This window comes from Aequorivita sp. IT1282, from assembly GCF_058068205.1.
Genome location: NZ_JBYRHR010000002.1, coordinates 516499 through 532303, shown reverse-complemented (window position 1 = coordinate 532303; position 15805 = coordinate 516499). Strand labels below are relative to the sequence as shown.

Genomic DNA, 15805 nt, shown 5'->3' with positions numbered 1-15805 from the left:
TCGCATTATGAGTAAGAATCCGTATAAAGAATTTAGCATTTCCTCTTGGGCAATAGACAACAAAATGACGGTCTATGTGGTTATGGCTATCATCCTATTTTTGGGTGCTTTCGCATATTACAGCATGCCGCGCGAGGCTTTCCCAGAAATTATTGAAACTAAAATTTACATTAGCTCTGTAAACCCAGGAAACTCTGCCGAAGACGTAGAAAAATTTATAACCGAACCTTTAGAAGAAGAATTTAAAGATATTGGTGGTGTAAAAGAAATTACCTCAACAACGCTTCAGGATTACTCTATTATTATTGTTGAATTTGAAGAATCTGTAGAAATTCCTGTAGCTAAGCAGTTGGTAAAAGACAAAGTAGATCAGGTGAAAGCTGAAACTACCTGGCCCACGTTAACAAATGGTGGAAAAGTAGAGCCTAATGTTTTCAACTTAAACTTTTCAGAAGAAGTACCTATTCTAAACATTAACCTTACGGGAGACTATCCTGTTCAACAGTTAAAGGTATATGCCGAATATCTTCAGGATAAAATTGAATTACTTCCGCAAATAAAAGAAGCAACCGTTCGTGGTGCCGAAGAAAAGGAAGTTGAAATAGCCGTAGATATTTACAAAATGACGGCTTCCCAAGTAAGTTTCGACAATATTATAAATGCGGTAAAAGGAGAAAACAGCACTATTTCTGGAGGAAACATTATAACAAATGGAGTTCAGAAAAACATTCGTATTACAGGTGAAATTGAAGATCCAAAAGAGCTTGAAAATGTAGTCGTGAAAAAGGATGATGGTATTATTTTTCTAAAGGATATCGCCGATATTAAATTTAAAGAAAAAGATGCCACAACCTTCGCTCGTGAATACGGGGAGCCAGTTGTGATGCTCGATATTAAGAAACGTGCCGGAAAAAACATGATCGAGGCCGTAGAGCAGATTAAAGTGATTGTTGCAGAAGAAGAGGCAAATTATTTGCCGCCAGGCTTGCAAGTTACCTTAACCAACGATCAATCTATCAAAACAGAAAATCAGGTAAATGATTTGGTGAACAACATCATCTTCGGGGTACTCTTAGTTGTTTTGGTTTTAATGTTTTTCTTAGGTTTTAGAAACGCACTTTTTGTAGGTTTCGCTATTCCGCTATCCATGCTTATGTCGCTGTTTATTCTTTCGGCATTTGGGTTTACGCTAAATACCATGGTGCTTTTCGGTCTCGTAATGGGGCTGGGAATGTTGGTAGATAACGGTATTGTTGTGGTAGAAAATGTGTACACTTTAATGAGTGAAGGCATGACCCCGCGAAAAGCTGCCAAACAAGGTATGGGTGAAATTGCTTGGCCTATTATTGCTTCCACAGCAACCACGCTAGCTGCGTTTTTCCCACTTGGATTGTGGCCAGGAACCATCGGTAAGTTTATGATTTATTTCCCCATCACACTTTCCGTAGTACTTTCATCATCGCTATTTGTAGCCTTGGTAATTAACTCTATGCTTACTTCAGAATTTATGAAAACTGAAGAAGAACCAATGACAAAAAAGAAGCTAATTCGTTGGAGCTTAATTTTACTGGGCATTGGTATTTTACTCTTAGTGGTTGGTTTTGCAATGGATATAGCCGCTTTTCGTGGCTTTGGAAACTTGGCTATTCTAACTGCAATTTTGCTTTGGGTTTATAAATATATTCTTGCAGGCGCGGTAGATTACTTTCAATATAAATCGCTTAAAAAGCTAGAGAATTTTTATGAAGGAATTCTGAAATACGCTTTGCGCGGAAGGAAAGCCTACGTGTTCTTCTTTGGAACATTTATACTTTTAATTCTATCTTTTGTTTTAGTAGGAATCGTTCAGCCAAAGGTGCTATTTTTCCCCGAAAATGAACCGAATCAGATTATTACTTACATAGAATATCCGCAGGGAACCGACATCCAAAAAACGAACGAGCTTACCCAACAAGTAGAGCAACGTGTTTTTAAAGCTATTGAGAAATACGATGACAATGGTTACAATTATATGGTAGAATCTGCCATTTCGCAGGTTGGTCAAGGTGCAGGAAATCCACAGACAGATGGCGGACAAAGCAACGAAATGCCGCAAAAAGGAAAAATAACCCTTTCTATGCGCGACTATCAACTGCGCCGTGGTGTAAAAAGTAGTGATGTTTTAGAAGAAGTGCGCGAGTCTGTAAAAGGATTTCCCGGAGCTTCCATTATTGTTGAAAAAGATGCTGCTGGTCCGCCGGTAGGCTATCCTATTAACATTGAATTGAGTGGTGAAAACTATGAAGAAATGCTTCGCCAAGCTGAAAACCTGCGTTCTTACATTGAAGGATTAGGCATAAGTGGTATTGAAGAATTGAAGATAGACGTTAATAAAAGCAAGCCCGAAATGGATGTAACCGTGGACCGTGAAAAAGCAGGACAATTAGGTATTTCTACAAGTCAAATTGGGCTCACGTTACGTCGTGCTATTTTTGGTGAAGAAGCTTCAACCTACAAAGATGGTGACGACGATTATGAAATAAACGTTCGCCTTTCAGACAAATCGCGTTATGATGAAAGCGCGCTTTTCAACCAACCAATAACCTTTCGAAATAATCAAGGGAATATAGTACAGGTGCCTATTTCGGCAATGGTTACTAAAAATAATACTGCTTCTTTTAGTTCCATAAAAAGGAAAGATTTGAAGCGTACAATTACAGTTTATTCCAACGTAATTGGTGGTTATAACGCCACCGAAATTGTAACCGACCTTAAAACTGAATTGCAGGGTTACGATCTTCCAAAAGGTATAAACCTTGCCTTTACAGGTGAGCAGGAAGAACAAGCAGACAATATGGGCTTTTTGTTAATGGCGCTGTTTTTTGCAATGGGAGGAATTTTGTTAATCCTCGTGGCACAGTTTAACTCGCTTTCCAAACCGGTTATTATTTTAACTTCGGTGGTCCTCAGTTTGGCGGGAGTGTTCCTCGGACTTGTAATTTTCCAAATGGATTTCGTGGTAATTATGACGATGATGGGTATTATATCGCTCGCAGGTATTGTAGTTAACAACGCTATCGTGCTAATAGATTACACCCAAATATTAATAGATAGAAAAATGTACGAGCTGGAAATGGAAGATGACGATATGCTTACGAAACGTCAGTATTTCGATTTGATAGTGGCTGGTGGAAAGTCTCGTCTGCGCCCGGTATTGCTAACTGCAATAACAACCGTACTTGGGCTTGTGCCTTTGGCTATTGGTTTTAATATAGATTTCTTTGGGTTATTTACAGATTACAGCCCTAACATATATATTGGTGGTGACAACGTAATTTTCTGGGGGCCACTAGCGTGGACAGTAATTTTCGGATTGATATTCGCAACTTTCTTAACGCTTATTGTGGTGCCGGTAATGTTCTATTTGGTGAACCGCGCTAAGATTAGATTCAGAAAAAAGCGCAAAATGAAGGAGATTAAGAAGATGAAAGCGAAAGGGCTACCGCAGCGAGAACAGCTGAGTTAGATAGTCACTTTTCTAAAAAACAAATGCCCTTTCTACAATTTTGCGGAAAGGGCATTTATATTCTAAAGAATTCTTTATTGATTTTCGGTTAATGGAATTGGGAATAAAGACCAAACATCATCTTCTGGTCTATCTATTGGCAAGGTGTTCAACCTGCCATAGCGACGCATATCTATCCATCGGTGACCTTCTGCGTATAACGAATATCTTCGTTGTTTCAACATTTCATTAATTAATGCTTCTGTGGTAACAGGGCCTGTATAAGGTGTTAAACTGGCACTGGCCCGTATTAAATTAAGGGCATTTACCGCTTCTGGCATATTTAAATAGATATTGGCCTCAGCGTATAATAAAATGAGTTCTTCATTTCTAATTATTGGTATTGGAGCAGTTCTGGAGGTATATCTGTTTAATGCATAGTTGCCAGACAGACCGTCTTGACTTAAGGGTTCATCCAGTTCAACCACTTTTCCCAATCGGGTATCTCCGGCTTCAGCTTCTGATACAAATAGCGGTTGTACAACTCTCGCATCTGCTGCAGTAAGCCCTTCTATGGAATTAAATAATGAATTTGAAATATCTGTTTGATCTAACGAAAAGGTGTAGAATATACCTGTATTCATATTTGCATTGTCTAAAGTGAAAAACGAATTGTTCAAAAACGTCAATACTGCAGGAAAATCTTCTTGATATGCTGCTACTCGCGCTGCAATAGCATTATTCGCCTTCAAAAAGGTAGATGGTGTATTGAAATCATCAAACCCTGAAGACAAAATAAATGGGAAGTTACTACCCCCACCAGCAAGATCTGCTGCTCCTTCTACTAATAAGCTTCTAATTCCTGCTAAAGCTTGTGCTTTGTTTACAAAGTCGCCTAGGTTATTTTCATCTGCCACATCTAGTCGTATTCCATTTGCATCAGTCAAGTTAAGATTCAACAGAAGCTCATAAGCTTTAAAGGTTTTCAAAAAACCCTTTGTAGCATTTATTTCCTGTGGCGTAAAAAGTGCAGATAAATCTTGGCCTTCAATAAAACCCAGAATTAAATTTGCGTTTTTAACTGTTCTGTAGCGTGCGGCCCAAGGCCCCGTAAGGTAGAACGTATTGTTATCTAGCACTAATCCTTCCCTTCCTAACAAATCTCCCGTAAAACGAGGGTCTGCGCTTGAAAAGCGATAATACTCACGTCCAATTACTCCGTTGTCATCGAAATAATTATCTAATCTTATCCTCGAACTATAGAGAATACCACCTACAAGATCCTGTAAGTCTCCACGAGTAAGATTTTCTTCAAAATTCCCCACTTCTGCATTATTTAGATCCGAAAACTCTTGCACCTCGCAAGAAACTGCCGCTCCTATAATGAGTGTGATTAATATAATTTTATAACTAAATTTTCTCATGATTTTTTCTTTTAAAAATTAACGGATACATTAAATAAATACCTTTTTGAAGAGGGAAATGGTAAAACATCAACCCCTGTAAAAATGGACCCTCCACCAAAATTGGATACTTCTGGGTCATAACTATTATAATCAAAAAAGTTGAGTAAGTTAGATCCAGAAAAGCCGAGTTTAATATTGTCTATGCGTCCGCCCAATAAGTTAGATAAGGTTTTCTTTTGTATTGTATAATACAACCCTATTTCTCGTAAACGCACATATGATGCATCTTCTGTGTGCACATCTGCGTTACCTCCTGGCCTGTATTCTCCATTTACAACAAGTCCTTCAGGATCTACTGTTAGGTCATCAAAATCGTGAGATGTTTGATTTAAATCTGTAAGTAATGTAGTTAGGTTAACGTTATCGCCTCCCTTTTTCCATTGCCATAACATAGATAATTCTACATTTTTATACTTTAGGCCGTTATTAAATCCTACTTGAAAATCTGGTTCGGCATCGCCAACAACTCGTAATTCACCATCAAAACTACCTACAATTTGTGTGGCACTCTGGCCTTCTTCAATTCTGAAAGTACCCAACCCTGCTCCAAATGCGCCTACATTAAAAGGAGGCACTCTCAGTTCGGTTATTTCTGAAGTATTCTTAAAAAAGTTCACTCCAAAATCCCACTGAAAATTAGTTGTTGAAATGGGTGTTGTATTTATTCCAATTTCAATCCCTTTGTTCTGAAGTGTTCCAGCATTAACAAACTGAGAGGTATATCCTGTTGAAGGTTCTAAATTGGCTTGTAGAATTAAATCTTCAATCGTCTTAATATAATAGGTTGCTGAAAGACTTATCTTCCCGTTAAGAAAGGCAAGATCAGTACCAAATTCTAATTCTTTTTGACGTTCAGATTTCAAATTAGCATTTCCTCTAACACCAATCAAACTAATACCTAAAACGCCATCAGTTGAATTTGCGTTATACGAGGTGAACAAAGCACCAAACGGCGGAAAGTTTCCAGCTTCACCATATGCTACACGTAGTTTAAATTGGTTCCAACTTGATGAATCTTTCCAAAAATCGAATTCATTTAAACTAACTGCTAAGGATGCTTTAGGGTAATAGAATAGCTCATTTGCATCTCCGTTGTTAGAAGATTTATCTCCACGCACACCCAAAGTAGCAATCAACATATCTTTATAGTTAACCTCTTCTTGTACAAAGAAACCTGAATCTTCTTGTTTAAGTCTAGTTTGGTCAACACCCGTATTTGCAGCCTGGTCTACATTGGTTCCCGAAGCAACCAAACCAGTAGCAGTAATTATCTGTGTGTTTTGATCAAAATACTCTCGCGTTAAACCTGCTTGCGTTCTAAAGCTAACATTACTATCAGTAAAATAATTATGAACTAGGAAAGCCGATAGGTTGTAGTTTTTATTTTGAGTATTTCCTTGGGCAGAAACTCCGTTTAAGCCTCCATTAGATAGCTTTTGAAATTGTAATTCCTTGGGAAATATCGCTCTAGTTTTCTGTCCGTAAAAATCGAGACCTCCACGTAAAATTAATTCAAGGTTAGAATTTTCTGCTTTATAAATGTCCAGATTTGCAGATCCTCCCATAATTATACGGTCCACCGTTTCATTGTTTGTAACCAAATCTCGGGTTTGTAATGGGTTTGAACTATTGTTAGGATGATCTGGATAAATACCATCTGCATTGGGAAACAATTGATCCCAAGGTCTAGTAGTTGTTAGAGCAATCCCAATAGTAGTACCACTATTATCATTGTTAAAAAATCCTCTATCTGAAGAAGAATTAATATAATTTGTACTCAAAGAAAACTTTAAAAAATCTTCAGGCTTATGGTCTAAGTTAAGGCGTAAGGATGTTTTTTCATAACCTGTCCCTCTTACAATACCATCTTCATTATTATGGGTAACGCCAGCAAAAAATTTAGATTTTTCATCGCCACCACTCATACTAAAGTTGGTAATGCTAATTACTCCGTGTTCGCCATAAACTTCTTTTTCATAATCTATAAGTCTTCCAGCATCTCTAGCAGCAATAAAGGCAGCCAAATCAGCCTCTCCAAAACTTTTTAACACTCGTGCTTCGGTATAATCCCGAACACCTAATAGGTTAATAGCTTCAGTCCAACCTGTAGATTGTGAAAATCTAAATTGCGTTTTACCTGCTTTTCCACGTTTTGTGGTAATAAGTACAACTCCAGCCGCCGCTCTTGAACCATAAATAGCAGCTGCGGAAGCGCCTTTAAGTATTTCAATATTTGCGATATCATCTGGGTTTATATCTGCAATTCGGTTAGTGGGATTGTCTTGGTTAGAAGAACTTCCTCCTTGCGATGCGGCAGAAACAGTATTTAAACCAGCGGCAATGGAAGAGTTATCTACATACACCCCATCTATAATATAGAGCGGTTGTGTATTTCCTTGAATGGAAGTAGCACCACGTAACTTTACAGAAAGTCCCCCACCGGGAGCTCCAGAATTTGCATTTACGATTGCTCCTGCAAATTTACCGTATAAAGCACCGTCTAATGTGGAAGGCGGTGTCCTTCCAGTGAGTTCTTCGGCTGAGATAGTCGCAACGGCATTTGCCGAGTTCGATCGTTTAACCGATGTAGCTAATCCAGTTACAACCACTTCGTCTAAAGCTTGCGCAGATTCTGCAATTGTAATAGAAATTGCACCCGCGGTAGAAGCAGTATATTCCTGCGTTTCAAAACCGATAGATGAAAAGACCAGTGTTGCTGGTAATGATGCCACTTTGATGCTGAAATTACCTTCAGCGTCGGTTGTGGTTCCGTTTGAGGTTCCTTTTTCAATTACATTTAAAAAAGGAACAGTTACATTATTTTTATCTACCACTTTTCCCGATAACTGCGTCTGTCCAAACGCAATACAAGGAAAAATTAAAAATAAAAAAAAGAACCTTCTAATAGTAGTGTATTTTTGTTTCATAAGTAAAGGTTTTTTATTGAATCCCTAAAATAGTGTTAATTTCTTAATGATAACAACAGTATTGAATATTTTTATTCACTATTTATTAGCATTTTCTTTTGTTTATGATGATATGTTTAAAATATAAGCTTCAGCATAAAATGAAAACATAAAGATTCACTCTGTGCAATTTTCTCAAAAGCTAAGTTGCCCCATTAAGTGTATTTAATCATTTATAGTTTCGAATAATAATCCCTTCAAAACCACGCCAATTCATTTAATACTTATTAAATTTGCACCCTTAATTTTTTTCAGAATATAATGTACAGAACGCACAACAACGGCCAGCTTCGCTCGGCAGATATCAATAAAGAAGTAACCCTTTCCGGATGGGTGCAAAAAACTCGCGACAAAGGCTTTATGGTGTGGGTAGACCTTCGCGACCGCTATGGCATCACCCAACTTATTTTTGATGAAGAAAGAACTTCAAAAGAAGTGATTGAAAAAGCTTCAAAATTGGGCCGCGAATTTGTAATACAAGTAACAGGAACCGTTATTGAACGCGAATCTAAAAATCCAAACATGCCAACTGGCGATGTGGAAATCTTAGTTTCTGAATTAATTATTCTGAATGAATCTTTAACTCCACCTTTTACGATAGAAGATGAAACCGACGGTGGCGAAGATTTGCGAATGAAATATCGCTATTTAGATATCCGCAGAAAACCAGTGCGCGAAAACCTAATATTTCGTTCAAAGGTTGCAATGGCAGTTCGCAATTTTCTTTCAAAAGAAGGATTTATTGAAGTAGAAACCCCGTATTTAATAAAATCTACACCTGAAGGCGCGCGCGATTTCGTAGTTCCTTCCCGTATGAATGAAGGACAGTTTTACGCGCTTCCGCAGTCACCTCAAACCTTTAAGCAATTGCTAATGGTGGGAGGTTTAGATAAATATTTTCAAATAGTAAAATGTTTCCGCGATGAAGATTTGCGTGCAGACCGACAGCCAGAATTTACACAAATAGACTGCGAAATGGCCTTCGTGGAACAAGAAGATATCTTGAACGCTTTTGAAGGTTTGACCAAACATTTGCTGAAAGAAATTAACGACATAGAAATTTCCGAATTTCCACGAATGACTTACGACGATGCAATGTCGAAGTACGGAAACGACAAACCAGACATCCGTTTCGGAATGGAGTTTGGCGAATTGAACGAAGTTGCCCAACATAAAGATTTTGGCGTTTTCAATCAAGCCGAATTGGTTGTGGGTATTGCTGTTCCCTGTGGAAATGCTTTCACAAGGAAAGAAATAGATAAATTAATAGACTGGATAAAACGCCCTCAAGTGGGTGCTTTAGGAATGGTTTACTCACGTTGTAATGAAGACGGAACCTATAAATCTTCGGTAGATAAATTTTACGATCAAGAAGATTTGGCGAAGTGGGCAGAAGTAACTGGCGCAAAAGCTGGCGATTTAATCTGCGTGCTTTCTGGAGCAAAAAATAAAGTAAGAGCCCAATTGAGTGCGTTGCGCATGCATTTGGCAGAACAACTCGGTTTACGTAAAAATGACGAATTTGCACCATTGTGGGTTGTAGATTTTCCACTTTTGGAATGGGACGAGGATACAAATCGTTACCACGCTATGCACCACCCCTTCACTTCTCCAAAACCTGGACAGCTTGAATTATTGGCTACAAAACCTGGTGAAGTAAAAGCAAACGCTTACGATTTGGTTTTAAATGGAAATGAAATTGGCGGCGGATCAATACGTATTCACGATAAAAAAACACAAGCTTTAATGTTCGATTATTTGGGCTTCACACCCGAAGAAGCAAAAGCGCAGTTTGGCTTTTTGATGGATGCTTTTCAATACGGCGCCCCACCCCACGGCGGAATTGCTTTCGGATTGGATAGATTAGTTGCCATTTTAGGTGGCCAAGAAACAATTCGTGACTTTATCGCCTTCCCAAAAAACAACTCGGGCCGCGATGTAATGATAGATGCTCCGGCACCAATAGACAAAAAACAATTGGATGAACTTCATCTAAAAGTTGAAATAAAATCTTAAAAAAAAATCCTGCAATTGCAGGATTTTTCGATAGCTTTAAAGATGAACTGGAGAAAGATAATAAAAATTACTGCTATTATCATAATCACATTGATTTTAGTCTTCGTTGGTTTCAGCGGTTATATTTATTATAAATATTATGGAAAATTCAATGTGGATGAAGAAAAATATCCGCATTACATAGGTTATATAGATCAAAATACTGCTTTGCTTAATAATACATATTCATTATGTGGCGATGGTAAAATTTATAAAATCCATCACGGCGCACCGTTTGACGCCTATAAAAACAACAAAAGAACTTTCAAGAACAACGTTTTAAAAACGTATAAGAACAATGGATATAAAGATTCTGGTTATGTGAATTTTAGATTTTTGGTAAACTGTGAAGGCAATCCAGGTTGGTTTGAGGTTATTCAAATCAATGAAAATTATGAAGAAGTTTTTCATAATAAAGAAATGGTAAATCAGTTATTAAAAATTACATCAGATCCTTCACACTGGGCCGTCTATATCAATGTTGAAGTTCCAAGAAATTATTATCATTACGTGTCATATAAAATTGAAAATGGAGAAATTACCGAAATACTTCCTTAGTGTCTTTGTTTTCATTTTGACATTTTCATGTTCAGAAAGCAGCAAGGATTATGCTACACTAACTAAAGAAGACCGAAAAAAATTATCCGTAGAAATTTTTGATGGAAGTAGCCATTTACACCAAGGATCTCCGCAAAGCATGACTCGTATTGAAGAAGCGATTGCTATTGATCCTAATAATTGCGATGCTGTTCGAGAGCTTTCCGTAGCATATTTAAAACGTGGAATGCCGAATAAATGGAAGGTTGAAATGGACAAAGCAGTAGCCTGCAATGCCGCCATTTGGCAACCTTATAGAGGTTATAATTACTTATGGTTTTATCGAGATTATAAAAAAGCAATTGCAGATTTTGATGCTTCAGATACTTTAACGCCAAATTTTACAGATGCACCACAAGGCCATAGTGTAGATTTTTGGCGTGGTATTGCTTATTTGGGACTAAAAGATTATGAAAAATCCATTAGCTATTTCGATAAATATATAAACCAGGTTACGGAGGAAAGCGGTGAAGATTGGGCAGAACCCACAGCTTTTCTCTACCGTGGAATTGCTTATTATGAAAAGCGTAATTTTGATAAAGCTATTCAAAATTTTGACAAATTGCTTTATTACAATAGAGGGCGTTCAGCAGATGGAAAATATTATAAAGCATTAATTCTGAAAGACAGAGAAGACTGTGTAACAGCAAAAAAACTGCTTGCAAATGCAGAAGAGGACTTTGCAGCAGGTTATTTTAATAACCGAGATTATGTGGAAACCTTATATCAAATTTATCCACAAGATTTTGAAAAACTAGATACTGAACTAAAAACTAGATGCCAACACAAAAAAGAAATTTATTTACCCGCTTCCTAATCTGGAGAATAAAGCACATTCCGCAAAAGCAGTTTGTTTTTATTCTAAGTATTGCCGTAGGCCTATTGGCAGGGATTGGAGCTGTGGTTTTAAAAAACCTTACCCACCTTATTCAACAACTACTACAGGGTAAACTTATTGCTCAGTACCAAACCGCATTCTATTTTATATTTCCGCTTATTGGATTAACCTTGGCATTGTTAGCGATGCGTTATATAATTCGCAATAAAGTAAGCCACGGTATTCCATCTACACTTTATGCAATTTCTAAAAGAAAAGGCTTTATGCGGCCCTTTCAGATGTTTGGAAGTCTTATTACAGCACCAATAACTGTAGGTTTTGGTGGCTCCGTAGGACTTGAAGGACCAACCGTAGCTACGGGAGCAGCAATTAGCTCCAATCTTGCGCGTTTTTTTCATATGAATCAGCAAACCAGAACGCTATTGATTGGTTGTGCTGGCGCTGGCGCTATGTCGGCCATTTTTAAGGCACCCATTGCGGCAATTATTTTTGCAGTAGAAGTTTTTAGTTTAGACCTCACCTTGGTTTCAATGGTGCCACTTCTTTTGGCTTCGGTTTCGGCCATTACTACTTCCTACTTTTTTCTTGGAACAGATATTTTACTTCCTTTTGAAATCACTGAAAAATTTACAATTAAAGATATTCCTTTCTATATTTTGTTAGGACTAGTTGCATCGATGGTGTCTATTTATTACACTAAAATGTATTCCAATATTCAGGATTTTTTCGAAAAAATAGCTTCGCCAATTAAGCGTTTATTAATCGGCGGGATTGGTCTCGGTATTTTAGTTTACTTCATCCCTCCGCTTTATGGGGAAGGTTTTGATGTAATAAACAATCTTGTACAAGGAAATCCACAAGCTGCTTTAGAAAACAACTTTTTTAATTTAGATCTTACCAATATTTGGGTTGTTATACTGTTGTTGGCGGGGTTAGTAATTTTTAAAATTATAGCCAGTGCGCTCACATTTGGTGCAGGTGGCGTTGGTGGTATTTTTGCTCCAACCCTATTTATGGGAAGCATTATGGGGAACTGTTTTGCGAAAATTCTCAATAATATTGGCATACTAAACAATCCTGTTTCTGAGAGTAATTTCACCCTCGTGGGAATGACTGGCTTAATGGCTGGAGTGCTGCACGCGCCCTTAACAGCAATATTCTTAATTGCCGAAGTAACAGGTGGCTATGAACTTTTTATACCTTTAATGGTTACGGCAGCTATTTCATTTTCAATAACTAAGTATTTTATTCCGCATTCCGTTTATACTATGGAGCTTGGCCGAAAAGGAGATCTTATTACCCACGATAAAGATCACGCGGTGTTGACTTTAATGGATATTGAAACCGTTATAGAGCGCGATTTTATAGCTATTTATCCTGAAATGACTCTTGGCGATATGGTACACAATGCTGTGGTAAAATCTAAAAGAAACCTTTTTCCGGTACTCGATAAAGAATCGAATATCTTAGAAGGTGTTATTTTATTGGACGACTTGCGCCCCGTTATGTTCGACCAAAGTTTATATGATGAAGTGCGCGCTAAAGAACTGATGCATAATCCACCAGAATTAATTGATTTGAAAAAGGATAAAATGACAGAGGTTATGAAAAAATTTCAAGACTCAGGCGCTTGGAATCTACCAGTTATTTGTGAAGGAAAATATTACGGTTTCGTTTCGAAATCGAAACTGCTTACCGCTTATCGCCGAAAACTAATTGATTTTTCGAGTAAATAATTTTGAAAACAATACAAAAATGAAACTCTTCATCAACATACTTTTTATCGCAGTAGTTATTAGTCTTAGCCTTGGCTTTTATATAAAAACAGACGACGAAGCGACGGGGAAATTAATTATCGGCCTTAGTTTAATGGTTGGTTTTTTTATATTGATGCCTTTGTTTATCTATCATAGATGGAAAAATAGAGACGTGAAAGAATATATGCTTACCAAAGAAAATATTAAAAAAATGCAGGATTATCAGAAAGAAAAAAAGATTTAGACAAGCCGCTTCCATCTATTATTGAGATCTTTTCTCGGCAAAAAATCGCTTTAAAAGTTGCGATGCTTCTTCCGCCATTACTCCGCCTGTCATCACCGTTTTAGGATGTAATTTTGTTTCTAAATTAATACATCCTCGTTGCTCATCTCTTGCGCCATAAACTATTTTTGAAATCTGACTCCAGAATAATGCTCCCGCGCACATTTGGCAGGGCTCAATAGTTACATAGAGTGTGCAATCGATTAAATACTTTCCACCCAAATAATTTGCTGCAGCGGTAATTGCTTGCATTTCTGCGTGGGCTGTAACATCGTTCAATGTTTCAGTTAGATTGTGCGCACGTGCAATTATTTGATTGTTTATAACGATTACCGCACCAATGGGTATTTCGTCTTTTTCATTGGCCGCTTCAGCTTCTTGCAAGGCGCGTTTCATAAAATAAGTGTCGTCGTAGGGGGCAATTATGTTCAATGTTTCAGGTTTCAGGTTTTGCCCGATTGTATTCGGGGTTCATTTCAAAATATATCGTATTAAAACGAAATTACAAATAAACGAATTCTCTTAATAACAATTTCGCAATAACCGTATCTTTACACCGTGCCAGAAAACATCTTAAATACCATCAATTTCCCCAAAGATCTGCGGAAAATTTCAAAGAAAAAATTGCCGCAATTGGCGAAAGAACTGCGTGAATTTATAATTAATATTATCGCCGCGAAAGAAGGTCATTTGGGCGCTAGCCTTGGCGTGGTAGAACTTACCATCGCACTTCATTACGTATTTAATACGCCAGATGATATTTTGGTTTGGGACGTTGGTCACCAAGCATACGGACATAAAATATTAACGGGTAGAAAAGAGATTTTTCACACCAACCGACAATTGGGCGGGATTAGTGGATTCCCAAAACGCGAAGAAAGTGAATTTGACACTTTTGGCGTTGGGCACAGTAGCACTGCTATTTCTGCAGCACTCGGAATGGCAATCGCTTCAAAATTAAAAGGTGAAACTGAAAAACAGCACATTGCAATTGTTGGCGATGCCTCTATCGCCAGCGGAATGGCTTTTGAAGCTTTAAACCACGCAGGCGTTACAGATACCAATATTTTGATTATTCTAAACGATAACGCTATCGGCATCGATCCAAGCGTGGGAGCGTTAAAGGAATATTTCACTAAGGTGAAACAAAATGGCGCAAAGGATGCAGATAATATTTTTGAGGCATTAAACTTCAATTATTCTGGACCCATTGATGGCCATAATTTGGATTTAGTAATTTCTGAACTAGAGCGATTGAAAAACATTTCAGGTCCAAAAGTTCTTCATATAATTACAACAAAAGGAAAGGGTTTACGGCAGGCAGAAGAAAACCAAGTGGTTTATCATGCACCCGGTAAATTTGATGCACTTACAGGCGATCTCGCGCCAAAGAGCAATAATGTTCAGCCACCAAAATTTCAAGACGTCTTCGGAAAAACGTTGGTGGAACTTGCTTCAAAAAACGAAAAAATTATAGGCATTACCCCTGCAATGCCTACGGGAAGCTCCTTAAAATTTATGATGGATGCATACCCCAATCGCGCTTTTGATGTGGGCATCGCAGAGCAGCACGCAGTAACCTTTGCTGCGGGTTTAGCTACTCAAGGATTTAATGTTTTTTGTAATATTTACTCCACATTTCTACAACGTGCGTACGATCAAGTTATACACGATGTTTGCTTGCAAAAATTACCCGTTATTTTTTGTTTAGACAGAGCCGGAATTGTTGGTGAAGATGGCCCTACCCACCACGGTATTTTTGATTTAGCATATTTAAATTGTATCCCCAACCTCATCATTTTTGCTCCTCGCAACGAAACTGAATTACGAAACATACTATTTACAGCACAAGAGGGATTGCAGTTGCCAATATTTATAAGGTATCCACGCGGAAGAGGAACGATTTTAGATTGGCAAAATCCTTTTAATAAAATTGAAATAGGCAAAGCCGAAATACTTCGGGACGGTACCGAAATTGCAATATTAACTATTGGAACCATGGCAAATAATGCGCTGGCTGCAATAGAAATGCTACCCACGCTCCAACAAGATAAAGTTGGCCTTGTTGACGTGCGCTTTTTAAAACCGTTGGATAAAAGCTTGCTGCACGAAATTTTCAAGAAATATAAAACTGTTATTACAGTTGAAGACGGTACTATAATAGGTGGCCTGGGTACTTCGGTTGTAACTTTTGCTTCAACTTATAAATATAATAACCCAATACAAATTTTGGGTATTCCAGACGTATTCCCAGAACACGGAACTGTTGAAGAATTACAACAACTTTCGGGCATTTCTTCAGAAAAAATAAATCAGACACTTCAAAATTTATTATAAAAAAAAGAGGCTCTTTCGAGCC

General features: G+C 37.7%; 10 protein-coding genes. 7 read left to right on the top strand and 3 right to left on the bottom strand.

The window, feature by feature from the left end:
• Positions 1 to 7 precede the first annotated feature (7 nt).
• Entirely contained in the window at positions 8 to 3505 is a 3498-nt protein-coding gene (locus AC3RVG_RS06275; protein WP_489690583.1) for an efflux RND transporter permease subunit, read from the top strand.
• A 74-nt stretch (positions 3506 to 3579) separates the two neighbouring features.
• Here AC3RVG_RS06275 and AC3RVG_RS06270 read toward each other — a convergent pair whose 3' ends face one another.
• Both AC3RVG_RS06270 and AC3RVG_RS06265 read right to left on the bottom strand, forming a co-directional pair.
• Positions 3580 to 4908, bottom strand: coding sequence for a RagB/SusD family nutrient uptake outer membrane protein (locus AC3RVG_RS06270; protein WP_489690582.1), 1329 nt, complete (start codon positions 4906 to 4908; stop codon positions 3580 to 3582).
• Positions 4909 to 4919: 11 nt separating this feature from the next.
• Complete coding sequence (locus AC3RVG_RS06265) at positions 4920 to 7877, bottom strand: SusC/RagA family TonB-linked outer membrane protein (RefSeq protein WP_489690581.1); 2958 nt, start codon at positions 7875 to 7877, stop codon at positions 4920 to 4922.
• Positions 7878 to 8177: 300 nt separating this feature from the next.
• On the opposite strand from AC3RVG_RS06265, the gene aspS reads away from it, so the two are divergent.
• From aspS to AC3RVG_RS06240, 5 genes are read left to right on the top strand one after another with little or no spacing between them, the layout of a single operon-like run.
• Positions 8178 to 9932 carry an aspartate--tRNA ligase gene (aspS, locus tag AC3RVG_RS06260; protein WP_489690580.1) on the top strand — a complete coding sequence of 585 codons (1755 nt, stop codon included), beginning with the start codon at positions 8178 to 8180 and terminating at the stop codon, positions 9930 to 9932.
• Between the two features lie 42 nt (positions 9933 to 9974).
• Positions 9975 to 10529 (top strand): hypothetical protein, encoded by a 555-nt coding sequence (locus AC3RVG_RS06255; RefSeq protein WP_489690579.1) that lies wholly within the window; start codon positions 9975 to 9977, stop codon positions 10527 to 10529.
• Positions 10501 to 11385, top strand: a complete 885-nt coding sequence (locus AC3RVG_RS06250) for a tetratricopeptide repeat protein (protein WP_489690578.1) — start codon at positions 10501 to 10503, stop codon at positions 11383 to 11385. Before AC3RVG_RS06255 ends, AC3RVG_RS06250 begins: the two co-directional genes overlap by 29 nt.
• Positions 11346 to 13142 (top strand): chloride channel protein, encoded by a 1797-nt coding sequence (locus tag AC3RVG_RS06245; protein WP_489690577.1) that lies wholly within the window; start codon positions 11346 to 11348, stop codon positions 13140 to 13142. Before AC3RVG_RS06250 ends, AC3RVG_RS06245 begins: the two co-directional genes overlap by 40 nt.
• A 19-nt stretch (positions 13143 to 13161) precedes the next feature.
• Complete coding sequence (locus tag AC3RVG_RS06240) at positions 13162 to 13407, top strand: hypothetical protein (protein ID WP_489690576.1); 246 nt, start codon at positions 13162 to 13164, stop codon at positions 13405 to 13407.
• 18 nt (positions 13408 to 13425) lie between these two features.
• Here the strand turns inward: AC3RVG_RS06240 and AC3RVG_RS06235 are convergent, their stop codons facing one another.
• Entirely contained in the window at positions 13426 to 13872 is a 447-nt protein-coding gene (locus AC3RVG_RS06235) for a nucleoside deaminase (RefSeq protein ID WP_489690712.1), read from the bottom strand.
• A 132-nt stretch (positions 13873 to 14004) separates the two neighbouring features.
• On the opposite strand from AC3RVG_RS06235, the gene AC3RVG_RS06230 reads away from it, so the two are divergent.
• Positions 14005 to 15783, top strand: a complete 1779-nt coding sequence (locus tag AC3RVG_RS06230; protein WP_489690575.1) for a 1-deoxy-D-xylulose-5-phosphate synthase — start codon at positions 14005 to 14007, stop codon at positions 15781 to 15783.
• Positions 15784 to 15805 lie beyond the last annotated feature (22 nt).

Excerpts from the sequence above, each read along its gene's own strand:
- AC3RVG_RS06275 (WP_489690583.1), top strand. The coding sequence starts at position 8 with ATGAGTAAGAATCCGTATAAAGAATTTAGCATTTCCTCTTGGGCAATA.
- AC3RVG_RS06270 (WP_489690582.1), bottom strand. The coding sequence starts at position 4,908 with ATGAGAAAATTTAGTTATAAAATTATATTAATCACACTCATTATAGGA.
- AC3RVG_RS06265 (WP_489690581.1), bottom strand. The coding sequence starts at position 7,877 with ATGAAACAAAAATACACTACTATTAGAAGGTTCTTTTTTTTATTTTTA.
- aspS (WP_489690580.1), top strand. The coding sequence starts at position 8,178 with ATGTACAGAACGCACAACAACGGCCAGCTTCGCTCGGCAGATATCAAT.
- AC3RVG_RS06255 (WP_489690579.1), top strand. The coding sequence starts at position 9,975 with ATGAACTGGAGAAAGATAATAAAAATTACTGCTATTATCATAATCACA.
- AC3RVG_RS06250 (WP_489690578.1), top strand. The coding sequence starts at position 10,501 with ATGGAGAAATTACCGAAATACTTCCTTAGTGTCTTTGTTTTCATTTTG.
- AC3RVG_RS06245 (WP_489690577.1), top strand. The coding sequence starts at position 11,346 with ATGCCAACACAAAAAAGAAATTTATTTACCCGCTTCCTAATCTGGAGA.
- AC3RVG_RS06240 (WP_489690576.1), top strand. The coding sequence starts at position 13,162 with ATGAAACTCTTCATCAACATACTTTTTATCGCAGTAGTTATTAGTCTT.